Source organism: Kordia sp. SMS9 (assembly GCF_003352465.1).
In the GTDB taxonomy this organism is placed as follows: domain Bacteria; phylum Bacteroidota; class Bacteroidia; order Flavobacteriales; family Flavobacteriaceae; genus Kordia.
In genome coordinates, this window is record NZ_CP031153.1 from 4,329,651 (window position 1) to 4,353,305 (window position 23,655).

Sequence of the window (23,655 nt, forward strand, 5' to 3'; positions counted from 1 at the left end):
GGTTTACCCTCTATTTCTTGTGTATGTGTTATTTACAACGGTTTTAAATGTAGTGTCTTTCGTATCGAAACTATCTAAATAGACCTGCGTTATTTTTGATCGAGAATTTGTATCTCCATAGTCTCCAGCTCTGTCACCTGATATGGTAATCATTTCATTGTAAATCCCTGACATTTCAGGATTGTTTTCATCCACACAACGCAGTAATTCGAGCGACATGATTTCTAAGAGTTCATCTAATTCTAAAATAGCCCTTTTATCGCTTGTAAAACTTGGATTTCTAAGATAGTTACTCTTCAAATCGTTTCGTAGACTATTGATAAGACTGATAGCTCCAATACTGTCGTTTACAATATCTGTAGTTCTATTCATTTGCATAACAACATTTTTCATTGGCGTTATCACATTCCCCGTAATATCGTTACTGAATGATTCATTAAAGAATCCACTTTCTAGGTTTTGTAAGTCTGTATCAAATCCTAAATCAAGCAATCGATCATTATACGGTGTACTACAGGTGAGTCGTTCAAATGGATTGTCTGTTGGTCCGCCATCTAGAACATCTGCTACAGTGATTAAAACTCTATCAGTAGAACATAAGCCTGGAATAAATATTCTTACTTCAAAACGTTGGTTGATAGAATTATCGGCTTGTACTTTAAATAACCCATCTCCAACACGTTCTACAGGTTGCCCAGTTTCGGCATTGATGACTTCATAGTCAAAATAATCTTTGTCATCAAAGGTATGATTCAACTTGAATATATAACTTCCACTATCCCAAATAGAAGCACCTGAGTCATGTACAATACTGGTTTCAGATGGTAATTTATACACCGTAGTAGTATCTACAGTAGTACCATTTATTTGAAATTGAATCGTATTTCCAAGTAAGGCATTAGAAATTAAAGAAGCTCTAAATGTGTATGAGCTTGTGTTTGCTCTTAATATACTCGTTCCTACTTGTGGCGATGTGATCGTGAAATCATTTGGTGACACCGCAATTGGAATGTTAAGCGCATTACTACCTTCTTTCCAGCAATAGCTTGGTGCCAATCCTAAATCTGTTGGTAATTCTGGCGCTGGCGCATCTTCATTTATAGGTACCGTAATTGGATTGGTTTCGCAAGGATCGGTATCTAGTAAGCTTGATTGAACACAAACGATCACTGTATAGTTGATATCTACATTGTTTCCACCTGCAGCAATTCTGTGATTTGTTGTCGTGCTGATTGGGTTTCCGTTTTCGTCAAACCATTTTATTTCTAAGTAATTTTCTGGATTCGTTACTCCTGGTACAGTATAACTTGCGGTAAGATCTATAATTAAATCATCTCCATCCCAACGATCAAAGCTGTAGTTTGCATCTACATTTTCAACCGAAGGAACTCTGTATACATGCGTGGTTGCTGCTGGCGAACCATTTAAGAATACTTGTATTTCTGTACCAACATCATTGTTGGCAACCAATCCAGATTCGAATGTAATGATGTCCGAAATATTCTGAATTACATTATTGTCTAACGAAGTAGTTACTACATCGTCTGGATTTACCATCAATACTACCGAATCTCCAGAGCAAATGCCTCGCGGAATTTCTAGTGTTGGTCTTTCCAGCGTAAAGTTTATGTTAAAACTTTCTGTACACGAATCTTCCAATCCTTCAACACTCATAACAACTCTGTAATTGACGGTAATGATATCTTCTCCAAAGTCATTAATTCTGAAATTGGTCAGGTTTCTAGTAGTTCCTATTTGCGTGTTATCGTTATTTAAGTCTTCCCAACTGTATTGAATGTATGTTTCGTTTTGGAAAATATGAGCGGCTCTAATGTTTACATTCACGCCTGTATCATCCCAAGAAATTACTTCAAATGCAGTTAAATCTGTATTGATAGCAAACGGTAATTTGGCTACGCGAGTCGACACATCTTCAATGAGTTCTCCATTGACGATAAATTTTATATCATCACCAGCCAATTCGTTTGGTACGTTTGCAGGATTGATAAAGTATTCTCCATCTACGTTTTGCTCTATAAAGTTTGGATTGTCAATCGGTACTTGTGGTGATGTAAGTGTAGCATCTGATGGTGTAACAATAACCTGCGTCCAAGCTGGCGTAGTTTCTATCAATCTATGACAAATGATAGGTGGCACCGTTACGCTATTTTCTACAGGTCTTGAAAAGTCTATTTCTAAATTCGTAGTTACCGTACAATCTACAGGACTTCCTGTGATGCTTATGGTTACTGAAACCGTTTCTTCAAAGGTTGCGCCTGCATTGGCAAAGAATGCTGCAATGATATCTTTGGTCGTTCCTATTTCAGAACCATCTGCACGATTCCATACGTATGAAAAGTATGTAAGTGATTCTAATTCGTGATTTAGGTATAAATCTAGGTTGATTCCTGCATCATTCCACGATAAAAATTCTACCGTTGGCGTGATATCTGTTGGCAATTTCCATACACAGATTTCTAATGGAACAACAGGAGTCGTTCCATTGACCAAGAATGTTAATGGTTGTCCAAGCAATTCATTTGGTACTGCCGATGGATCGAAGGCATATCCTGAATCTGTTGCCACAATATATGCATCGCCTTGCGGTGAAGTGATGACTCCATCAGTGATACTTGTGATAAAATCTACCTGTCCTTCGTCGGTTGGCAAACAGTATTTTGTTTTGGCAATTGTGAGTGTTACATCAGGTTCTGCATTGTACACTACGGTTTCTGGCGGACAATCTGAACAGCAGATATACGGCAATGCAAAGTCAAACTGTACTATACCATCAAATCTGCTTAGTGTGCTATCGTCTTCTAACAATTCTTCCGTTCCACCCAAATACACTATTAGGAAAGTTCCGCCTTTTGGCACACCTGCCATGTGCTCGGCTCCTGGATGTTTTTCTATCAATCTGGACAGAATGAGTTCTCTGTATAGATTGTCTCGTATTTCATCCATTTGTACTTTTAGCCATGCAAATTTTTCTTTGAGACAGCAAAGCTTAGACAATTCATAGATAAAGAGTTCATACATTTTATCGTGCGTATTCGATCCATACGAGGTATTGTCTGATGCTTCAGAAATAGCAAATAACACCTGATCTACTTCTGCACATAAATTTTCAATCGCATTGTTGAGTGCCGTCCATTTTTCAGTCACATACACTTCATCTAACGATTGTAAAAAGTTGCGTCTGATGTCTATTAATCCTGCAATAATTTTGATAGGTACTTCTGTATAGAAATAGTAATCATTATCATTGTCGACCGTTCCTTGCTCTTGGTTTGCAATGGCTAGTGTGATGGCTGCCAAATGTGCTGCCGTTACATTTTGAGTTCCAATATTTGAATATGCCATGTCGATAGCATATTGAATGGATCTGTCATATGCTGCTGATTCAATACTTTCTCCAGCTTCCAAAGCTTCTATATTGGTATTGATGCTTCTTTCTACAATTTTTTCTGGATTTGTGGTCTCTTTGCCTGCGTTTCTTCCTCTTCCTAAGAGTGTAAGTACTTGTTGTGGCTGTTGATTTGCCAAAGCAAATGCCGCCGTACTTGTATTGTTGTTTCCTAAATTATCTAATTCATATTTTGAGAAGAATTCAATTGCACTTTCTGCTACACATTCAAATTCTTGTTCCCAAGTTTGTAGTAAGATTGCGTGATCTTTGGTGTTACATACATCGTCATCAAGTGAAACTTTGTTTACTGGAAAGCCAATGCTTACTGCTTTTACATCAAATGCGAGATTGTATGTTGATTTGAGTTTATTTATTTTTCCTAATGCCAATCGGAAATCTTTGCCAATATGACCTTCAATTCGATAGAAATCTTTGCCTAAGTGACAATATTCTAAAGGTTTTTGAATACACGCAATGTTTTTTAGGTTTTGAACGTGATATCCTAATTGATTTTTAAGTTTTCGCAATTGAATTGCATGCGGATTCCAATTGGAAATAAGCGAATTTTTGGTTTCGTAGTAGTACGGAATGGAACGATCACTAAGTTTGAATTCGTAACTTTTTGAAGGTGTTACTTTGATCGCCGCCGAACTTACTTGCGGTATTTTGTATTCTTTTAATTGATTGAAGAATTTGATACATAATGCTCTGATTGCCATCAAATTTTCATCATTTTCTGAAACTGTGGGCGATGGATAGAATTCGTGTCGTGTTTGCAAACGTGTAACTTCATCCAACGTTCCTAAGAGTAAGTGTTTTGGAAAAGCGTTTATATTTGCAATACATTCAAATTTTGTAAAGAGAATCAACGCTCTGATCTCACGATACGTATCAATTAAATCTTTTAATAAATCGTATTTGTATTGAATAAACGGTTCGTCCTGTACTACAAAAATATCGTCAAAATATGCGGTGATTTGCGGAATATTCACCCCAAATTTTGCAAAGTTAATACGATGACTGAAACGGTCAATAATCGTGGTAATTCCTGTATATAAATCTGTTTTTAGTGCAAAACTTGCCGTAAATTGATCTTGAATGTCAATTCCTGAAATGGTATTTTCTGGAGTGAGTAATACACGTGGCATGCACAGTTCTGGAAGTGTATCATAATACGACAATACATCGTGACTGTTGTAAATGGTGTCTTCAGCTATAAGTGCTGCTTTGTTACTTTTGTGGATTAGTAAAAATTTTAGATTGCTGTAGACTTTGTTTCCAGTTTCGTCACAGCCAGAACCTCCACACAAACCTTCATCTTCGGAATAATCTTCCACATACGCTACTAATATATAATCTTTAAGCGCGCCTGGTTCGTTAGAAGTAAAAGAGGAAAGCGGAAGCTCGTCCGTAGGACGCCCCGCTTCCTCTTGTTCGTAGATCTCATATACCTGTAGTCCATCAAATATTGCGTAAGACGCTCTATCAGTCAGTACCGAATAGTAGTGAAATCTACGTGTTTCTGATTTTATAATGTCGCCATCGGTGGTTACACCAACACCTTGACCTATTTCAATATATGTATTTGTGTATGAAACAATATTGAGTCCACACCCGACACCAACACCAACTAAGTACACACGACTCATTCGGTCTTGATCTTCGAAGTAATTTACGACTTTATTTAGATTTTTGTGTGTTAACACTTGATCTGGCAAAAATTCTTCATAGATATTGCCGCGTGTGTTCAAGGTGTGTAAGTACGGTTCTTTTTTCTCTATTGTTTTCATCGTTGTTGTATTTTTTGCTGGTTTTGGTAGTTGAGTTTTGGTTTTTTTGTTGATTTATCAATCTGGTTGTTTTTTTCTGGTCTAGCTTCATGACCTATCACCCAATACCTAATACCTATAAGCGTTCTTTCAATGTGTATTCATAATTTTAGTACTTAGAGTGAGCCTAGCGCACTTCTGTTAAGTATGATTCTGTTTTTGTTTTCGCCATCATCGTCATTGCAATCATGTAATGTTCCTGTGGCGTAAATGGTGTTCATTTGGTTCATTGCGCAAAGCAATTTTTTCGTAGCTTCCTGCGAAGCCATATATTTAGGTTCTTTCTTTTTGGACGTTAAAAACTCTTTCCACGCTTTTTGTATTTGTTTCATGTCATAATCTTCGTCATTGTCTATGATTTGATAAAAATCTGCTTCCGATAGCTCTTTTTTTACTTCACTCGCTTCACTTAACACTTCTGATACAGGTTCTGAAACGGCTATATCTGAAACAGCCACATCTGAAATGTTGATATCAGGATTGCTCACTGTTTTTATTTCTTCTACTTGTGACAATGCGCCATCAATGTGTCCTACCCAACATATCCTTGGTAGAATGTGCGCTGGCAATTCTCTTCGGATCAAATCTTCCATGAAAATGCGGAAATCAATATTAGAGAATCGCGACGTGTATCCTGGAAATATGATCGTGACTTGGTACGAGAATGGATCCATGTTTTTACATGTGTTGCATCCGTCAAGACACAAAGGCAAACAATCGTTTAAATCGTCTATATTTTTGGTGTGATATGGCAACGTGAGAATGTTTTCAATTAAATAAAAACCTTCATCAAATAATAGATTGTTAATGTATGCAATGGTTTCTGCCAGTTTTTCTTCCGCCGTTTCTTCGCTTGCATAGTAATGATTGTATTGTCTGCCAATGATTTCGCCTTCTTCATCCAATAATGCTACATAGTAACGCTGCGATTTTGTTTCCGTTTGGCGCAATACATAGTTGTTTTGATTCGTCGCAAGTTTTAAAACTTCTAATAATTCATTGATCGCTTTTTGCTTCGATGTAAAGTCTTTTTGTGACGACATATATACTTTTTCATCACTTTTTATCAACCAACGATATTCCACATGAAAGCCACCTTTTGCAGTATCACGCAATAAGGTTTCGATGCTAATAAAATCGTTGAATAAATCACGACGTGAATAATCGTCTAAACCAGATAAGAGTGCAATTCGTTTTTGAAAACCAGATACATTTTTGGTATCCCATTGTGTTTCCAATCGGTAATTGAATGCCAATCCGCGTTCCGAACTGATTTTGTCATATTCTTTGATGAATCTGTTTTTCGTCGTAATAATGTTTGCTTCTACGCTATCTTTGTCTTTCCCAAAGAGCTTGTACATTGTGTTGGAATAGTTTTCAAAGACTTCAGCAAAACGCGCAATTAAGTGATCTAAAAGTTCGTTTCTACGTGCGTTGAAATCTTCCAGGGTATCAATGATGTTTTCTACATTGTTTTGGTATTTTGGAAAATTTTCTAATAAGGTTTCTATACCGTTGATGCCTTCTACTGCTTTGAAAAAGTACGTTTGCTGTAAGTTTTCATCAGAAGCCAAGAGTGTTTTTACATGTTCTAAGTGTGAAAAATACGTGCTTAATACTTGATCGAAAAATAGTAAGTATCCTTGTAATTGTTTTGCTTGCACTTTGCGTTCGTCAGAAACCGTATTGGACAGTCCATATTTGGAAATTCCGTAGTTTTCTGGCAAGTGATGTTGTACAGTGTTGTATTTTATTTGACTGTACACACCTAATGGCATTGGCAAATCGTCAAAAGATTTTTCGGTACTTGCTTTCTCTTCTGCTTCTAATTCTTCTGTAAATTGATCTACCATTTCTTGGTTTAATCCCACAGGTAAGAAGCCTTTTTTGTATTTGAATGTACTTTGATCGCACAATATTGGCAAATGATTTGGTGCTACACAAATCAACCAAGCATCGCTTTCTGCTGTGATGTTTTGATTGCAATCGCCATCTTCTCCATTTATTTTCGGCGGACAGTTGTCAATGCTGATGTCTTCAATGAGTTTTACACCGTCAATCTTCATGATAATGTTCATGATGTCTGACAAACGTACTTGCGTACGCAGCTCCGATTTTTGTAAAGCTTCTGCCGTTAAGAAACCATTTTCTAAAATTGGACCTTCAAATATTTCATCTGACGAAAGTCCTAAATCTAACATTTCCGTTAAAGATTTTGCTTGTACACTTGGTGAAAGATATTGTCCCACACTCCATTGAATGGTGGCATGTACTTTTTCCTCATTGGCGTCATTTTCCAACTGAACTTCTGCACAGACACGAATGCATTGTTTTTGTATTTTTTTTACGGTAACTAAGTCTTCACAGAGGTTTCTGTTTTCGTGATATTTGGTAAATATTGCTGCAATAATGTCTTCTTCTACATATTCCTCATCATCATCAAAATCGACCAAAATAGTGTATAACCCTTTAATATTGAAGCTTTCAGTGTTGTATTCTGAACCGACAAACGGATCAAAGCTAATGCGCGGATTTGCTTCGTTGCATTCTGCATGTAATGGTAATACATGAATTGCCAACCAGCAATTTTTGACACCTTTGATGTCTATAAACAATTTTCGGTAATCAATTGCTGTAACTGGTCTGCATGTTAAAATATTTTTTGCCGATTTGAATTGTTCATGCATTTTTTCGAAGTTGTCTTCTTTGGAAGCGACCAAGTTTTCAATTGGTTGATCCATGCGTAATCCTAAATCTGTAATGGCATAGCACAACAATTCTAGGATCGTAATCCCTGGATCGCTGATGTTGTAATCGGTCCAAATTTTTCGACTGAGATCTTCAATGTATTGCTGTCCTGCGTCTCTTAGATGTTGAAAATCTAAGTCGTTCCCGTAGCTTACATTGCTTGGTATCGTGATATGTTCGTCTCCGTTTAACATGTTTCGTTAGTAATCGCGTTTACAGTATGTGCTGTTGGCACTACTGAGGTTAGTATACTTTTTTGATCTGTGGGAATGATTTCATCTTTTTCGTCTCCATCGTGTACCATTTTGAAATCTTTTATATAATCGACATAGTCTAAATTTTCTATGTAATAGATAACTTCACTTCCGTAGAGCGCATTGCCAAATGATATGGGTTGATTTTTGTCAAATGCCCATGGCGACAAGTATTGCGCTAAGTCTTCTTTGAGTTGTTTCGCATAAAAATTGGCGTCTAAACCTTTATAGAATCGTGCACTGAGCATAATTTTTACAGGTTCGTATACAGGCGAAACGACTTTGGCTGCTACATGCATTGTGTTGAGTTGATTGATATACGTTTCTATTGCGTTCAGCTTGGTTTGACTCAGTTTTGGTTTGTAAATGTCATACACATTTTGATCGATGATGTTTGGAATGGCAACCAATAATACTTCTCCTGGTGCTTTAAAGCTGGTATTTGTACTGTGATTTAAACACTTTATTTTGTGCAAATAATTAAATTCTTGCAGTACGAGATGTTCATAATCCCACAGCGTAATTGCTCGGTTTTTATGACGTAATCGTTCGCTAACTCTTCGGTAAAAATCCAAGTCACTTTCTTTTGGAAAGCCATCAAAAGAAGCATACGGTTGCGTTACTTTTTTTACAGTTGCCAAGCGATCTTCCAGTTTGGCTATGGTTTCGGCTGGCATGCCTTTTTCCAAGTGTTCTAACGTATTTTCATTATTTACAAATTGAACTTCTACGGCTTGCGCATGAATGTTTGTAAATTTTGATACGGTATCAAACGGCTTGTCAATTGTGGCACGAATCCATAAATAATCTTCTGTAAAAAGTGTGTTGTCTCCAAATTGCTTTGGCACTGTAAAGGCTACCAATCCTGCTTTTAAAAAGTTATCGGTTTGGTCTTTGAGTAAGTATGCTGGTTTTAGATTGTTCCAAGTATTGTTGTATAAATATTGCCACGTTACAGTTGCTTTGTCGTAGGTTTCTATCGCATCTGGGTTTTCTGAACCTTCTTCTATCTGACATAGTAGTTGGATGTTTTGATCCGCGACAGCTTCCTCAATCCCAATGTATAATTGTCCCCCATTTTCTGGCGACGGCATGAGTGCTAAATTGGCACGACTCACACGATCAATTCCGAAAGGCAATTCGTGATAGAGTTGTACTTCGTTTTTGTTGCTACCTATTTTTTCAACTGTTGTAATGGTAACTGTTAGGTTTTCAGCAAATGGCGTGTATGCTTGGTTTGGCAATGCTAATTTTTCTAAGGCATGATAGGTATACACTTTCGGGAAAGCCGCATGTAAAAAGTCGTTTTGCAACGATAATTGAATAAAATAATTGTCAGTCTTTTTAGGTACATACGTCGTATTCGAAGGCAAAAAGTTATTGAACGTTACACTTTCAAAGCCATTGAACATGCGTTGTCCCAATCCGCTTGACGAAGTGGTAGCTGTTCTTTCTGCTTCCTCAGTTCTTCCTTTTCTATCCGTATGTTTACGGCGCATGGCTTGCGATTCCTCGTCTGAATGTTTTTTAGAGCGTTTATCTCTTCTTCCTATTGACCGTCTGTCACGACTACGACGACTGTCACTTTCTGAAAATTCGTTCCGAAGTCCTTTTTTGCGTGCTTCTCGTGCTTCTTGCGCTTCTTTTGCAATAGCATCTGCAACACTTTCTGTACGAGATTTTGTGGATCCGATATAACTTGCATCTACTAGAAAACGATTTTGACCGTCAACACCTGTGACTAGTTTTGTTCCTGTTTTGGTTCCATCTTTTATATCATTGTAAATGTCTAAAAAGATTTCTGTAGGTTGCAGGTTTACATATTGCTGTAAGTATTGCTGATAGTGTGTTTGAAAGCTATCTGGACGATCTTTCCAACTGAGTGATACTTCTACATTGCTAATGCGTTTTCCAATCCATTCGTCAGAGCCTATGCTGAATTTTGCACGTTTTTTTGCTTGCGTTCCAAATGGATAGAACGGATTGTCGGTTTTGATAGTTCCAAAATCGTTTTTTACGTGTAAGTTTTCAGCGTACGTTCCTGTTGTTGTGATAGTGATTTGCTGTAATTCTGCATTGGCAAGTAATAAATAGGTTTCATATGTAGCTAACGAAGTATCTTCTTGGGAAAATAACACACGGATAATTGGATGTTCCGTATCGTATTTTCCTTCATGAATTTCAGCATCGTAGTTGGTAATTTTTTCATCGTCTTCTGTGAGTTCAATGACAATTTCTACCTCATTATTATTTGTCGTTGTTGCTTTGGTAACTGCTGTGAATGGCAATGCTACCCATTCTTTTTCGCCTGTATGTTCTATGTTGATGATGGAACGTAATTCTTCGCCATTAGGCACCGAAGAAAATTGTGCGTTGATGGTAATCGTTCGGACACCTTCTGATAATAGTAATGATGGCGCACTGAGTGAAAATCCTTTTTTTGCTAAGTCGCGATCTGTATCGCCGAAAGGCAACCAAGATGTTCCTCCGTCTTCTGCTTCGCCTCCATCACCATCTGCCGAATTTGCAATGCTAGATGCATGCCAGTTAGATTCGTCAGTATAAGCGTAGGTATTTTGTAGCGCAGCAACTTTTGCCTTGTTGATAACAATTTCGTCTTCAAGTTGATAATGAATGTCGTTTCCTTCACTGTCTTTTCCAGCTTTTACGAGTGTTTCATCACTTAAAAATTGTTCATTGGCATTTTTCGCTAATTCGAAAATAATGTAGGCATGATCTGCTTTTTCGTCATTTTTTTCAAGTTGCAATACTTCTTTGTAATAGAAATCGAGATGACGTTGCGTAATTTGATTGAATCGTTCTTTGCTTTTGTTGAGCAGTTTTAAGAACGCAATGAATAGTGCCAATTGTGGTGTAATGTCTCCTTCAGTATAGGTTTCAATGACTTCCTTTATTTCTGCGGAAGCATTGTGAAATGGTTCCCAAGTACCACTTGGATTTTTGTAATCGCCTTGATCGTATAATTGTACATGCTTCGAAAACTCTTCTGCAAAACGCATCCAATCCTTTACCTCAAATCCCATTAACGCTACGCTGTTCGGATCGAGCAAAGAAAGGTAACGCTCTTGCTGTGTTGTGCCTTCGCGTGACTTGATTAGTGTATTTTCTGTACAATCGCTCATGATTAGATGTCTGTTGCTTCAGTTATATAGTAAGGGAACACGATGTTTCTCCTTGTGTTTGTCGCTCTGATTAGGTATTCTATTTTGATTAAAAACTTTCCTTCGAGAAAATTTTGAGTGTCTAAGGCTATTTTTATGACTTCAATTCGTGGCTCATAAATAATAATTGCCTCTTTGATTCTATTTTTCATAATCGTCATCTGCGTGGCACTTAGGTTTTCAAATATTTGATCCGTAAGATCACATCCGAATTTTGGGCGCATCACTCGTTCGCCGCGACGTGTTGTGATGATGATTTGTAAACTGCTTTCTATGTCTTCTATGTCAGAAATCATTTTGATTTCTCCTTGATGTTTCAAGAATTTCGGTGGAAAATCCCATCCTTTTCCTAAATATGTTGCTTTTGATAAATCCATCTTTTATCCTCCTATCATTACAGTGAATTCTCCTAATACTATACTTCCGCCATGTGCGGTAGAATCGCCCATTCTTGCAGCAGGCATGCCTTCTATCAGTACCGTTCCTGAACCTGCAATAATGCTGTCTGGCGGTCCTGTACATACACACATATCACCTAGTTTTGCGGCTGGCAATCCACCAATTAATACTGTTGGTGCGCCTGGTGGCAATATAGGTCCGCCCACATGTGGAACTGGTCCTGTGGTCATGGGACAAACGTGCATATCTGTGATTCTTGCTGCTGGTGGCATGGTGTTGTTTTTAGTTGATTTGTACTATTCCTCCTTTTATCGTTGTTGTAGCAGAACCTTCTAAGGTTGCCATCGCGGCTTCTGCTGTTAATTCTGCTGAAGCGGTAATTCCTACATTGATTCCTTCCATCGTGATGTCGCCTGTGGCTTTCATGATGATGTCTTTTCCCGATTCAATGGTGATTCCGTCCGTATTCATTGTAATGATGTTGTTGTTTTCATCTTCTAATGTGATGACACCTTCATCATCGTCAATGTTGATAATTTTTTCTGCGGGTGTTTCTAGTTTGATGCTTTTGAGTTCATCATTCATGGTAATTTTGATTTCACTTTTGGTCATGATGACTTTTTCAAAATTATCATCTGAATATTCTACTGGCGATAGATTGGTGTTGCTAAATAATGAACCGAGTACAATTGCTTGATTGGGATCGTCATTTAAGAAGCCTACTAAGACTTCGTTTCCTATTTCTGGTAAGAAGTGTACGCCATATTCTTCGCCTGCATGCATTGTTAATACGCGTGCCCACACACCTTCTTCTTCTGCGCTGATGATGGGTAATTTGACTTGTATTCTGTGTTCTTCTTTTGGATCGCCTTCTAAGGCAGAAACGACACCGATTTGCAATCCGCTGATAGCTGGTAACATTCCTGATGCTGGTAATTGACTCACTTCGTATGTTTCTGCGAATGCTTCTGGATTTAATCCGAATTCGATGGTTGTAATCCAGTTTCCGTCCGTAACCGTATGATGAACACCACATGCAAACACATCGCCGTTAAAACGATCGCTCATTCCTTCTAGCGTGATCATGGTGCCTGGCAATACCAATTCTGTGCCTTGTACTTTGACCATTCCGCAGATTTTAGCGAGTTGTTGATACATACTTCTGGATTCTGCCCAAGACGTTAGTATTTCATCTGGAATGTCTCCTGTATGTGAGAGTGTGAAATTGTTTCCTCCTGCGGCTTCTGCAAGTGTTCCTGAGTCTAGGTTTCCTGCGGCATTTAAACCATTTCCACTCGTGGTTTTAGTCACCAATTCTTGATTGGAATAGTTCCAAGCAGAGGCTTCAAACTCGTTGTATTGTTTGCGTGCATCTATTTCTGCTTCAAATGCAAATATATTGTCTCCAAAAATTGCTGTAAATACACTTCCGCTGAGTGTTGGTACTTTGATGCTGATTTCTCCATCTTCCACAAAACACAACATGTTATTGACTTGTGCGCGGCATTGAATGAAATCCCAATCCGTTGCTTGGTATTGTACGATTTCATGATGCGTGTGCGAAGTTGCTTCCATGCTTCCACTAAGTCCATTTTCCTTGATAATATCGCCAACTACGTCACTTTCTGTCGTTTCATAGAAAATTTTATTTTTACGTGCTTGCGTCATTTTGAACGCTTCGTCTTTACATTCAATGAGTAAGTAATTGGATTTGTTTGTTGCTTTTATGGCGTGTTTGGTGATGATTCCTTTGAAAAGCGTTTTATCATCAAAATCGTAGCCAGCTTTGATATGAATTTTTTCTCCAGGAGCAAACGATGCGGCATTGCTTGCTTCAAATTCTTGCGTAACGCTGTCACCATCTACAATGACTAAGGTTGCTGTTGGAATGCGATTGCAGGTACGTTCCACCGTGATGGTTTTTACGCCATACGTTGCGCTAATTTCCTCCTCGGCGTCTCCAATGAGTACTGCAAACGTAACTAAGTTTTGAACATCTGTCGATATGTCTCCGACTAAACTCATGCGCTTTGTGTTTTGTTTAATGGTGGAAAAAATAATTCAGTTCCTGGTTCTAAGTTTCTAAAATTGAGCACGTTATTTACTCTTGCTACTTCTAAATAGTATTTGGAATCTCCGTAGATTCTGTATGCCATCAACGGTAATGTATCACCTTCTTTTACTTGTCGCACGTGCGTTAAATCGGGAGATGACTTGTTTACTGCTGCTTCGCGTAGTTCATCTGCGGTGCTGTCTTTACACGTAAGTGTTGCAAGGGCACGAATTGGATATCCTTTGGTATTGAATAGTTTGTAGTCAATGTCTAGTTTTATGAGGAAGCATTTTAGATTTAATGATCCCCAAGCAACTTCGAGTTCGTACGGCATGTGCATATCGCCTTTGTACGTGACGAGTTCTTTGATTTTGTTGATTTCGTCAACTACATTTTTTTCACTGCCTTCATCGTCTTGAAACGGATTGAACCCTGCGATGTCATCTGCAATACTGCTGAGTGTGTCTGCAATGTTCAGCTCTACAATATCGAAGATTCCGGTAGCATCAAATAGTAGTTTGAACGTAAAATCGCCAGGTTTTACTTTGACAAATTTTGGTTTTTTACCACTTGAGTTTGCTTCTTGATCTTGGTTGTACTCTACCGTAAAGGTTTCTTTGTATCCTTCTGGATTGATCGCTACAGTGATTGGCTCGCCTTGTCTATTGCCTTTGTCATCGAGCTTGTATATGAGCATTTTTTCTAATTCTCCAAGTATAGACATGATTTAGCGTTCTTTTTTGTTAGTGATCATTTTTGAAACGGCTGCCATGATTTCGTGCGACGTCCAGTTGGTACGTTCTTCTTTCACCAATGACATTTCTTCTTCTTTTTGAGCATTGACATTTACTTTGATACGCAAATTTTTTATTTCGATTCCCATAATGTTGTTATAGTAATAGTTTAAAATAGTCATACTTTAACTCTAGCGTTTCTATAAGTATGCTTTGCGTTTCTGCATTGAATTCTCCCAGTTCGTATTTGATAGGATAGGCTCCGACAACATTCCATGTTTTGATAGGAATGTGATTTTCACTGAGCAATACGACGATAAGATTTAAGCGTTTGAATTCAAATTTTTCATACGCGTCTTCACACCAATTTGCTATGGATGATGGAACACTTTTGAGTCCTCTTTTGAGTGTCAGTGTGCTGAATTTTAATCCTTTTGGTATTTCATGGACAAATCTATTTTCTCCACCTTCTGCGTAGCTTTCGGTTTCTACGGTAACACTCAAACCTGATACCGACTGAAAACTCATGTCAACAGGATTTGGTAAGAGTCCGTTAAAGTAGACTACAAAGTGAAAGCCAGAAACTGGATATTTAAAACTGTCAAAAAGTGCCATAATTTGGATTATCCTTCGTTGCTTATTTCAATACGTTCGTGTGCTAACGTTAGTGTTTCGATAGCGACTTCGTTTGATTCTCCTTTTAAGTCCGTAGATTGAATCTTCATCGGCCAGGCATTTAATACTTTCCAAACGACTACAGGTGCATGTTCTTCATCCAATAGACTGATGGTGATATCGCGACGTTCTGTTTGGTTGAGTTTGTTTGTTTTCATCCACTCATAAAATTCATTGTCACCCTTAAATACGCCTCTTTTGAGGACGATGTCCGTGTATTTTACCATTCCTGGCATGTTAATTTTGCTGTATTCTGGACTTGATCCTTCACGGTATTCTAACTTTTCAACTTCCGCGTCGAGTCCTGTTACTTCTTGAAAACCGATTTTAGTTCCTCCCCATTCTACTTGGAAGTGAAACTTTGGTAATGGATATGACATAGTTTTATATTTTTAATGATTTATTCTTTTTAGTTGTAAATAATTATCGCTTACGATTCTTGCATTTTGTGAGAGAACTTCAATACGATGAATTCTGCTGGTCGTACGACTGCCATTCCTATTTCCACATTCATGATTCCGTTTAAGATATCATCTGCGGTCATGGTTTGATTGAGTCCTACTTTTACATAGAATGCGTCATCTGCTGTTGCTCCAGCTAGAGCGCCTGCTTTCCACTGATTGGTTAAGAAATTTTCTATCATTGATCGGATACGAACCCATGTGTTTGCATCATTTGCTTCAAATACAAATTGGTCGCTTGCCTTTTTTACAGATTCTTCTACCATGTTGAAGAAGCGTCTTACGGAAACATATCGCCACTCATTGTCATTTCCCGCCAAGGTTCTTGCTCCCCAAACGATGACTCCTTTTCCTGTGAACGAACGAATTGCATTGACTGATTTTCCTGCGGTTGTATCCACATTTAAACCATCTTGAATGTCATTTGTTACACGAACTGTTGGTTTTACCACATAGTTGAGTCCTTCATTTGCAGGTGCTTTCCATACGCCTCGTGTACTGTCTACTCGTGCATATACGCCTGCTACTGCTGAACTTGGCGGTAATTCCATTGGCAAGTTGTTAATTTCTGTTTTGATTTTGTTATACGTAGAATTGTCAAGCGTTTCTACTTCTGCTAAAGATTTTCCGTTTAAGACACCTGCGCTTCCACCAGCGGTTACAATAGCGTCAATTGCAGTAACGATTGCTCCAATTCTTGCGTCGATTTCTGTCGGAATGTCTAAAGCATCTACACTTGCATTTGCAGTTACGCCTGCAGCATCTGCTTCTGTTTGATCTGCAGCAGCGTTTAAACTGTCTTTGTTAGCTTCTAAACCTACAATTCCGCTACGTACGTGCGATGTAATGACCGTATCTAGAGCATTTACAGCAGTTGTTACATTTCCTTTGAGTGTAGCATCATCAGTAGCGTCTGCGGCGTCTCTTCCTGCATCTACTAAGCTTTCTGCTTCTGAGATTACATTTTCTAGATGTGTAATGATTGCATCAACAGCATTGACAACATCTGCTACTAAAGCTAAGGCTCCAGCATCATCAGAAGCACTTGAAACTGCAGTTATTGCCCCTTCCATAGTGGTTTCTAAATCTCCTAATACGCCATCTGTTGTGTATCCTTCTAAAGTATCTTTTGCAGCATTTGCTTTTGCTTGTGCAATTGGTGCTGGCGAACTTCCTCCTGAGTGTACTACCGTGATTCCTGTTTCGCTGATGGTATAATCGAGAATGGTTTCTAAGTGTGGATAGTACGCTGCTCCATATTTTACAAAGTCTTTTCCTAAGCTGATTCCGCTTCGGAGTGCTGCAATGTTTGGATCTGTAGACGTTGAACCATCATAGCTTAGTGTATCTATGATTGTGAATCTGTCTTGTAGTTTGTTACATTGACTTAATGCATCGTTGTATAAACCGTAGAATGTAGTAGCATCTACGCTATCAATTTTGGTTGCATCTGGAAATAGAATGAGTGTAGGTTCGTCTACTTTGGCAATTTCGTCTAATCCTGTTTTTAATGCCGCGGCGTCTACAATGCTTGTTACAGCAACTTCGGCGTCTGCCAATTGGCTTCCATAACGTCCTACAGATACAATGTAGCATGGCCCACCACCATTTGCAAAGTAGAGTTGCATTGCGTAGTACATTATAAACGGTTGTTTTGCTGTAGGTTGTGTTACCGCAATGGATTTGTTATTGTCTGAATCTTCCGTGATGGTCACACTAATCGAGGTTTCGGCTTTTGCGCCACCGAAGAAACGTTCGTATTCTAATAGTGATGTAATTCGCGTAGGAACTTCGTTTAGATCACCCGCAAGTTTGTTGGTTGCTTTTTCAGTGTATCCAATAAATGCAGGTATAGCCGTTTCAACTTGCGCTACCGAAGGTGGAAATTTTACAATTTCCTCTACGTAAACTCCTGGTGTTTTTAATGTACTAGGCATAATATTTATGATTTAAAAGTTTTGTTAGTATTTGATTTATTTTTCGTTGTTTTCTCTACTTCTGTTTGAAGTTATGTGTCAATATTTTGATTGTTTATATGTTTAGATTGACTTCAAATGTCAATGATTCTGGTGTTGTGATGTTGGCTTCTTGTATGTTGATTTGCAGTATGGCATCGGGTTGTATTCTTTCGTTAACGGCTGTGTTTGTTGTGATGGTTCCTTCCAAATCTGTCGCACTGTACACTACAAAATCGCGTAATGCCAAGTTGTTCCAATCTGTGTCATTTTTGTATTCCTGATCGGCAATTGCATAGAATTCTAAGTCAATATCTACCACATCGGGCAACCAGTTTGAAAATGTAGGATCGGGCATGGTGGACACGTATCCTACGATTCGCTTGTCTGTCACTTCATCTTCTCCAATCATAAAAACCTCATCGACAGTTTGCGCTACAAATTCTTCTTGTTTTTTGTAGAGAAGCACCAATCCTTCTGGAATTTTCTTTACCAAAAGTTTGTGTTTGTCCATCAGCACTTCTGAAGCTTTGGTTGGGTATATATTTACATAGTTTTGCGCTTCTAACTCATTTTCATGATTGAGTTTTATGATGGCAAGCGGTTCGTATGTGTAACTAAATTTACTCATAGTGCTTTTCTTCTGCGCTAATAGTTGTAATAACTGACGTTAGTTTTTCTATGTCTCTTTCTAATGCAGATACTCTTGCTTTGTAGAGTATGCTTGGTATTTGTTTGCCTCCTAACATTCCCCAAATGTTGTTGAGTTGCTCAAAACTTGGTGAGCATAGTTCCATATTTAGTTCGATATCGTCTTCATCTGCTGTGAATACAAATTTTCTTTGATGTTGAAAAAATTTGACCGTTTTGTATATGACTGCTACCGCTTTGTCATATTGTAAGGTGCAGGAAAACAGTAAGTAATAGTTGAGATGAATTTTTGGAAAACGTTTGTCAAGTTTAAATCCACCGCCACTTTCTACCAATCGTTGATTTGGAAAGTTTTTTAACGTACTTTCTTCTTCAATACGAACTATTGTGATTAATAAATTGTCGCCGTCAATATCGCTTTCTTCAGATTGAATATCGCCCACATTTTGCGCTCCCAATTTTACCGTAATTCCCGCAAGAGTATTGATATAGGTAACGAGTCCATCTGTGCTTAATTTTTCTACGAATTTATTAATCATGTTTTCCCAATTGATTATAAAACAAATCTATGTATCATATTGGCGGTTTGGTAGAGTCTATTCGCTAATTCGGCACAGGAAAAACACGGTTTTGTTTAGGGAGAAAAAACATTTTTTTATAGGAAAAACACGGTTTTGTGTTTTGTGAAAAATGATTATTTTATATGTTAAAAATTAATTTTCAATAACTTACACTCAAAAAAAAGTCCCTTTTGAGTAAAAAGAGACTTTTTTTTAATGCAGCAACATTAAATTCATCATGAGAAATGTGTTGTTGATTGTCAACGATATATATTGTGTTAGTTTTGCTTGAATTTATTGTAGTTGTATGTTTTCGCTGTTGCTTCTAAAGTAGTTGCCATGTTTGTTTCTTTGAGTTCATCTGAACAAGAAATTGATAATATTATTAGTTGTTGAGTAATTTGTATACTAGTTGCAATCATTAGGACAAGGCTTCGAAAAATCAAATGGATCTCCTTCGTCGTTTATGTTTTTTGTGTTTCCTCCTAGTAATAGTTTTCCGTGTTTGTCTTTCCCAATGAAAACCGTTGTCATTTTTTGATTGTTATTTACACCCAAATGTAACCCTAGTGAATGTATATTGTCAATATGTAGTATTCGCTGAACTACATTTGCATCTAACCCGAAGCGTTCTATACGTTGTCCACTTTGGTCAATGATTGCCTCGAAGTTATCATACGAGTTTTGCATTTTTGTGAGGTATTCAAAGGCTTCGCTATTTTTTAAAATATGCGTCACTTCTTGAAGCTCATTCGATGTTTTGTCTCCTATTTTTTTGAAAATTGATATCTCTAATTTGTACTTATCAGTAGTTATAATTTGTGAAGGAACTTGCGCGATGATTTCGCCCATATTTTTGTTTTCGCCTGTAGCTGTAAACGTTAATTGATGGTTGGTGTTTAGTCCTATATCAAACCAAATATAACTTACCTTTTCTGTATTGATGAGTTTTTTTAATGCAGTAACATTAAATTCATAATGAGAAATCTGTTGTTGATTGTCAATAATATCTTGTGTTAGTTTTGCTTGAATTTATTGTAGTTGTTATGTTTTCGCTGTTGCTTCTAAAGTAGTTGCCATGTTTGTTTCTTTGAGTTCATCTGAACAAGAAATTGACAATATGTAAACGAATAAAGCTGTGAAGAGTTTTGATTTCATAGTATAGTGGTATTGGTTATAAACCTACAAGATAGTCAAAACTAATAAATTTAAAGTTATTTCAACTGTAATTTGTAAGATTAAACACTATAAATTATAGTTTAATCTTTTAAAAAATTATACTATTTTGATTTTTTTTAGATAAGATTTTCCTTTTGTAAAACTTCCCAAAGACTTTCTGTCACTTTTTCAGGAGAATCGTCTCCATTAACAGCCACAATATGTTCTTCATTTTTTAGTTTTTCAAATGCTCGTAAGTATTGCGATTGTACGGCTTTGAGATTGTCTAGCGTTTCATAGATTTCTACCGAATCGCGATTGGTGTTGATGCGTTTCATGGCAACTTCGGGAGATACATCGACAAAGATATTGACATGCGGTTTTAGAATTTCAGCTGCCATTCTGTTGGAGTCAATTACCCAATCCATGTCTACATGTGCGCCATGATATGCATAGGAAGAAAAGTAGTAACGATCGGTTATGACTGTGTATCCTTCTGCTAATTTTTTGAGAATTCCGTTGGTTTCATGAAGTAAATGATCCAATCTGTCCGCAGCAAATAAAGCCGCAATTACTTTTTCATCCGCATTTTCTTTTCCACTCAAAATGCTTCTAATCATTTTACCAATGCGCATATCGGTTGGTTCAAATGTAAGATATACTTTGTGTCCGTCAGCTTCTAAACGTTTGGCAATGTTTTTGGCTTGTGTACTTTTTCCGCTTCCATCAATCCCTTCTATGGCAATGAATATGTTGTTTTTCATGAACTTTTTATTGTGGCGTCAAAAGTAAAGATAATATTCTGGATTTTGATATGGTATTTTGAATATCTAAGTGATTTCCATCCGAATGGATTCATCATAAAAATGTCAAAAAATAGGCTTAAAAATCTGGTGAGAGTTCGATGAGCTTTTTTTGAATTCCGTAAATGACCAAACCTGCTACATTTTTCGACTCTGTTTTGAGCAATAAGTTGTTTCGGTGTCCTTCAACCGTCCGTGGACTGATAAATAGTTTGTCAGCAATTTCGTTGGTGGTGTATTGATTGCAGATGAGTTCAAGAATTTCCTTTTCGCGTTTGGTGAGTAGATTGTTGTCTAAATCGCTCTTGATACGCTTACTTTTAGCAGATAAGAGGTTTTCATGAATGATTTTTAATACGCGTTCGTCATAGTAAAAACCTTTGTCGTACACTTCATTAATGGTATGCACGACCACTTTTGGCGATGTGTTTTTGAGTAAGTAAGAAGAAGCTCCAACATCTATCATATTCGTAATGAATGATTTACCATCATAACTTGTAACGGCAATAACTTTGATTTCTGGATATTCTTTTTGTAAAATTTTGGTACATTCAACACCATTGAGCAATGGCATTTTTAAGTCCATTAGAATCACATCTGGTTGTTCTGGTGCTACTTTTAGCTTTTCAATTAAATCGGAACCATTTTCTGCTTCAAAGATAATTTCGAAGTTTTTAACACGCGTAAGTATGAATGACATTCCTGCTCTAAACAATGCTTCATCGTCTGCGATGGCAATTTTGATAATTGGTGTATCCATGATGTTGTAATTTATATGGTGATTTCTACTTGTACTCCTTTTTCTTTTTCGCTGTAATAGTTAATTTTTCCTTGCAATAAAGAAACCCTACTTTCTATATTTCGCAACCCAAGTCCTTTTTGAACGCCTATTTTTTTGGTGTCGAAGCCCAATCCGTCGTCTTTGTAATGTAAAAATAAGTTTTCTTTTGTAGGATTAAAATTTAATTCGATGCCTTTTGCTTTTCCGTGACGCATAGAGTTGTTCATGAGTTCTTGTACAATTCTGAACACATGCAATTCACTATCTTTAGAAAGTCTGCCAGCGGTATAGTCAATCTTTGAAGAAACATGTACTTTTTTGCTATTGCTAAATTCGTCACACAATTCTTCTAAAGCGGCACCTAAACCGAATTTTTCAAGAATTGGCGGCAATAAATTGTGCGCTATTTTTCGTGAACTTTCAATCGTTTTGTTCGTTACTTTTAGCATGTGTGTGATGATTTCTTCCGTTTCTTGCGACGATACATTTTCTTCTTCTAATAGAAAGTTTGCACTAAGTGAAACTACATTGAGTTTCGCACTAATGGCGTCGTGTAAGTCTTGTGCAATGCGATTGCGTTCCGCTTCTTGCGCTACAATCGTAGCTTTTAGCATTTCTTTTTGATGCTTGAGTTCTAGTGTCTTTTTTTCTAATTCTTTTTGAATAATTTTTTTTCGGGATAAATAGAAAAACAAAATTAATGTCAGTGCCATGATTAGCATCAATATGGCTCCTAAAATAACAATGGTGATAAATTTATTATCTCCTGAAAAAAGTTCTTCCATTAAAAATTAAGTCCTTTGTGTTATCGCTACGTTTTGAAATTTGGTGTTAAGATATAAAGAATTATAGTACTTTCTTTCTAAAATTGCGAAACCATTCTACCGAAATTAATATTTGATATACCAAATACAATACTACATTCATAAACCAAACCAAGTGATTTATAGATGGATCTAACTCAGTCATGATGTTTCCAGAGCAGAAAATGAGTGTACTGCTAAGTACATAAATAAAAATTCCTGAATTGATATATGTGAATTTTTTAGTTTCGCTCAATGAATTATAAAAATGAATGATGCTGTAAAAAACGATCGTTAGCGATGTTAGTAAGATTTCAGTCAAATTAAACCTATATAGTAATTCTGGCATAAAGTACGATTGTACAATCAGAATACCAACCACGAGAATAAGAATAATAGCTACTAATAATTTTTGTCTTTTATTGATAAAAAGCGAATAGTAGAATAAACTTAATAATATGAATTGTATGCTTAAATAGTAATGCGTTAGGTGTAAATTATTAACACTATTGTACCACAACCAAAAAGTAGCAACTTGAATGATTCCCATACTTAATAAATACCATGAAAATAGTTTAGCACTTATCCCATTTTTGGAATAAGTGCTAAAAAAAAGTATGATATTTATAAATAGAACTAAATATCCTACATATGTTACAATATCTTGGATAACGAGTTTTATTACTTAAAATTTACTTCTTTTTGTGGACCATATAATGGACTTGACGTATCACAGGTAGTAGGACAAGGTTGAGAGAAGTCATACAATCCAGTATTTACAGTTCCATCGCCATCTTCGCAGCCTATGCCAGAAGCTTTGTAAATAATATCTTCCCCTTCTTCATTAACGCCGACAATAATTAAGTGTGGTTGATAGTCATTATCTTTATTTACACCAATATAAGCGCGTACGTTTACTACATTAGGCTCAGCTATAACTTCTTTTAAATCGTCTAAGGGAATTAAAAAGGCTTTTAAATCGGTGTAGTTTGTAAAAGTGCCTTCTTGCGATCTCCATTGGGTTGTCCAATCAACTGCGGTGTCTAAACAAATTGTGTTTACCATAATAATAAAATTTTGTAGTTAGTATGGCTTAAAAATAGTAAATTAAATCTTTTTAAATTCGAAGTACGGCTTTAAAAAAATATTATTTAAATATAATTACGTATTTCTACCTGTTTTTAATTTTAAGTGATTCAA

The 23,655-nt window shown here is 36.9% G+C and carries 19 protein-coding genes; all 19 read right to left on the reverse strand.

The window, feature by feature from the left end; all coding sequences use genetic code 11:
* Positions 1-3: 3 nt before the first annotated feature.
* The 19 genes from KORDIASMS9_RS18315 to KORDIASMS9_RS18405 all read right to left on the reverse strand — a co-directional run bounded on the left by KORDIASMS9_RS18315 (position 4) and on the right by KORDIASMS9_RS18405 (position 23,520).
* Positions 4-5,199 carry a hypothetical protein gene (locus KORDIASMS9_RS18315; RefSeq protein WP_114904239.1) on the reverse strand — a complete coding sequence of 1,732 codons (5,196 nt, stop codon included), beginning with the start codon at positions 5,197-5,199 and terminating at the stop codon, positions 4-6.
* A 155-nt stretch (positions 5,200-5,354) separates the two neighbouring features.
* Positions 5,355-8,180 (reverse strand): hypothetical protein, encoded by a 2,826-nt coding sequence (locus KORDIASMS9_RS18320; protein ID WP_114904240.1) that lies wholly within the window; start codon positions 8,178-8,180, stop codon positions 5,355-5,357.
* Complete coding sequence (locus KORDIASMS9_RS18325; protein WP_114904241.1) at positions 8,174-11,383, reverse strand: baseplate J/gp47 family protein; 3,210 nt, start codon at positions 11,381-11,383, stop codon at positions 8,174-8,176. Before KORDIASMS9_RS18325 ends, KORDIASMS9_RS18320 begins: the two co-directional genes overlap by 7 nt.
* A 2-nt stretch (positions 11,384-11,385) precedes the next feature.
* On the reverse strand, positions 11,386-11,799 hold the full coding sequence (locus KORDIASMS9_RS18330; protein WP_114904242.1) for a GPW/gp25 family protein: 414 nt from the start codon (positions 11,797-11,799) through the stop codon (positions 11,386-11,388).
* 3 nt (positions 11,800-11,802) lie between these two features.
* Complete coding sequence (locus tag KORDIASMS9_RS18335) at positions 11,803-12,093, reverse strand: PAAR domain-containing protein (protein ID WP_114904243.1); 291 nt, start codon at positions 12,091-12,093, stop codon at positions 11,803-11,805.
* 10 nt (positions 12,094-12,103) lie between these two features.
* Complete coding sequence (gene vgrG / locus KORDIASMS9_RS18340; protein WP_114904244.1) at positions 12,104-13,846, reverse strand: type VI secretion system tip protein VgrG; 1,743 nt, start codon at positions 13,844-13,846, stop codon at positions 12,104-12,106.
* Positions 13,843-14,598, reverse strand: coding sequence for a LysM peptidoglycan-binding domain-containing protein (locus KORDIASMS9_RS18345; protein WP_114904245.1), 756 nt, complete (start codon positions 14,596-14,598; stop codon positions 13,843-13,845). The genes vgrG and KORDIASMS9_RS18345 overlap by 4 nt, the downstream gene beginning before the upstream one ends.
* Positions 14,599-14,601: 3 nt before the next feature.
* Positions 14,602-14,757, reverse strand: a complete 156-nt coding sequence (locus KORDIASMS9_RS18350; protein ID WP_162820043.1) for a hypothetical protein — start codon at positions 14,755-14,757, stop codon at positions 14,602-14,604.
* Between the two features lie 7 nt (positions 14,758-14,764).
* Complete coding sequence (locus tag KORDIASMS9_RS18355; RefSeq protein ID WP_114904247.1) at positions 14,765-15,223, reverse strand: phage tail protein; 459 nt, start codon at positions 15,221-15,223, stop codon at positions 14,765-14,767.
* Between the two features lie 8 nt (positions 15,224-15,231).
* Entirely contained in the window at positions 15,232-15,663 is a 432-nt protein-coding gene (locus KORDIASMS9_RS18360; RefSeq protein ID WP_114904248.1) for a phage tail protein, read from the reverse strand.
* Positions 15,664-15,713: 50 nt separating this feature from the next.
* A complete protein-coding gene (locus KORDIASMS9_RS18365) occupies positions 15,714-17,681 on the reverse strand; it encodes a phage tail sheath C-terminal domain-containing protein (RefSeq protein WP_114904249.1) in 1,968 nt (655 codons plus the stop codon).
* A gap of 94 nt (positions 17,682-17,775) precedes the next feature.
* Entirely contained in the window at positions 17,776-18,330 is a 555-nt protein-coding gene (locus tag KORDIASMS9_RS18370) for a hypothetical protein (RefSeq protein WP_114904250.1), read from the reverse strand.
* Positions 18,323-18,889: a DUF4255 domain-containing protein gene (locus KORDIASMS9_RS18375; RefSeq protein WP_114904251.1), complete on the reverse strand. Its 567-nt coding sequence runs from the start codon at positions 18,887-18,889 to the stop codon at positions 18,323-18,325. The genes KORDIASMS9_RS18370 and KORDIASMS9_RS18375 overlap by 8 nt, the downstream gene beginning before the upstream one ends.
* Positions 18,890-19,318: 429 nt before the next feature.
* On the reverse strand, positions 19,319-19,762 hold the full coding sequence (locus tag KORDIASMS9_RS18380) for a hypothetical protein (RefSeq protein WP_114904252.1): 444 nt from the start codon (positions 19,760-19,762) through the stop codon (positions 19,319-19,321).
* Between the two features lie 443 nt (positions 19,763-20,205).
* Positions 20,206-20,832 carry a dTMP kinase gene (gene tmk / locus KORDIASMS9_RS18385; protein WP_114904253.1) on the reverse strand — a complete coding sequence of 209 codons (627 nt, stop codon included), beginning with the start codon at positions 20,830-20,832 and terminating at the stop codon, positions 20,206-20,208.
* Between the two features lie 118 nt (positions 20,833-20,950).
* Positions 20,951-21,631 (reverse strand): response regulator transcription factor, encoded by a 681-nt coding sequence (locus KORDIASMS9_RS18390; protein WP_114904254.1) that lies wholly within the window; start codon positions 21,629-21,631, stop codon positions 20,951-20,953.
* 11 nt (positions 21,632-21,642) lie between these two features.
* Positions 21,643-22,437, reverse strand: a complete 795-nt coding sequence (locus KORDIASMS9_RS18395; RefSeq protein ID WP_114904255.1) for a sensor histidine kinase — start codon at positions 22,435-22,437, stop codon at positions 21,643-21,645.
* A gap of 61 nt (positions 22,438-22,498) precedes the next feature.
* Positions 22,499-22,804 carry a hypothetical protein gene (locus KORDIASMS9_RS23765; RefSeq protein ID WP_205318007.1) on the reverse strand — a complete coding sequence of 102 codons (306 nt, stop codon included), beginning with the start codon at positions 22,802-22,804 and terminating at the stop codon, positions 22,499-22,501.
* A gap of 332 nt (positions 22,805-23,136) precedes the next feature.
* Positions 23,137-23,520, reverse strand: a complete 384-nt coding sequence (locus tag KORDIASMS9_RS18405; RefSeq protein WP_114904257.1) for a hypothetical protein — start codon at positions 23,518-23,520, stop codon at positions 23,137-23,139.
* Positions 23,521-23,655: the final 135 nt, after the last annotated feature.

What these genes read in the sequence shown, in the direction of transcription:
- KORDIASMS9_RS18315 (WP_114904239.1), bottom strand. Translation starts at nt 5,199, where the DNA reads ATGAAAACAATAGAGAAAAAAGAACCGTACTTACACACCTTGAACACA.
- KORDIASMS9_RS18320 (WP_114904240.1), bottom strand. Translation starts at nt 8,180, where the DNA reads ATGTTAAACGGAGACGAACATATCACGATACCAAGCAATGTAAGCTAC.
- KORDIASMS9_RS18325 (WP_114904241.1), bottom strand. Translation starts at nt 11,383, where the DNA reads ATGAGCGATTGTACAGAAAATACACTAATCAAGTCACGCGAAGGCACA.
- KORDIASMS9_RS18330 (WP_114904242.1), bottom strand. Translation starts at nt 11,799, where the DNA reads ATGGATTTATCAAAAGCAACATATTTAGGAAAAGGATGGGATTTTCCA.
- KORDIASMS9_RS18335 (WP_114904243.1), bottom strand. Translation starts at nt 12,093, where the DNA reads ATGCCACCAGCAGCAAGAATCACAGATATGCACGTTTGTCCCATGACC.
- vgrG (WP_114904244.1), bottom strand. Translation starts at nt 13,846, where the DNA reads ATGAGTTTAGTCGGAGACATATCGACAGATGTTCAAAACTTAGTTACG.
- KORDIASMS9_RS18345 (WP_114904245.1), bottom strand. Translation starts at nt 14,598, where the DNA reads ATGTCTATACTTGGAGAATTAGAAAAAATGCTCATATACAAGCTCGAT.
- KORDIASMS9_RS18350 (WP_162820043.1), bottom strand. Translation starts at nt 14,757, where the DNA reads ATGGGAATCGAAATAAAAAATTTGCGTATCAAAGTAAATGTCAATGCT.
- KORDIASMS9_RS18355 (WP_114904247.1), bottom strand. Translation starts at nt 15,223, where the DNA reads ATGGCACTTTTTGACAGTTTTAAATATCCAGTTTCTGGCTTTCACTTT.
- KORDIASMS9_RS18360 (WP_114904248.1), bottom strand. Translation starts at nt 15,663, where the DNA reads ATGTCATATCCATTACCAAAGTTTCACTTCCAAGTAGAATGGGGAGGA.
- KORDIASMS9_RS18365 (WP_114904249.1), bottom strand. Translation starts at nt 17,681, where the DNA reads ATGCCTAGTACATTAAAAACACCAGGAGTTTACGTAGAGGAAATTGTA.
- KORDIASMS9_RS18370 (WP_114904250.1), bottom strand. Translation starts at nt 18,330, where the DNA reads ATGAGTAAATTTAGTTACACATACGAACCGCTTGCCATCATAAAACTC.
- KORDIASMS9_RS18375 (WP_114904251.1), bottom strand. Translation starts at nt 18,889, where the DNA reads ATGATTAATAAATTCGTAGAAAAATTAAGCACAGATGGACTCGTTACC.
- KORDIASMS9_RS18380 (WP_114904252.1), bottom strand. Translation starts at nt 19,762, where the DNA reads ATGGGCGAAATCATCGCGCAAGTTCCTTCACAAATTATAACTACTGAT.
- tmk (WP_114904253.1), bottom strand. Translation starts at nt 20,832, where the DNA reads ATGAAAAACAACATATTCATTGCCATAGAAGGGATTGATGGAAGCGGA.
- KORDIASMS9_RS18390 (WP_114904254.1), bottom strand. Translation starts at nt 21,631, where the DNA reads ATGGATACACCAATTATCAAAATTGCCATCGCAGACGATGAAGCATTG.
- KORDIASMS9_RS18395 (WP_114904255.1), bottom strand. Translation starts at nt 22,437, where the DNA reads ATGGAAGAACTTTTTTCAGGAGATAATAAATTTATCACCATTGTTATT.
- KORDIASMS9_RS23765 (WP_205318007.1), bottom strand. Translation starts at nt 22,804, where the DNA reads ATGCCAGAATTACTATATAGGTTTAATTTGACTGAAATCTTACTAACA.
- KORDIASMS9_RS18405 (WP_114904257.1), bottom strand. Translation starts at nt 23,520, where the DNA reads ATGGTAAACACAATTTGTTTAGACACCGCAGTTGATTGGACAACCCAA.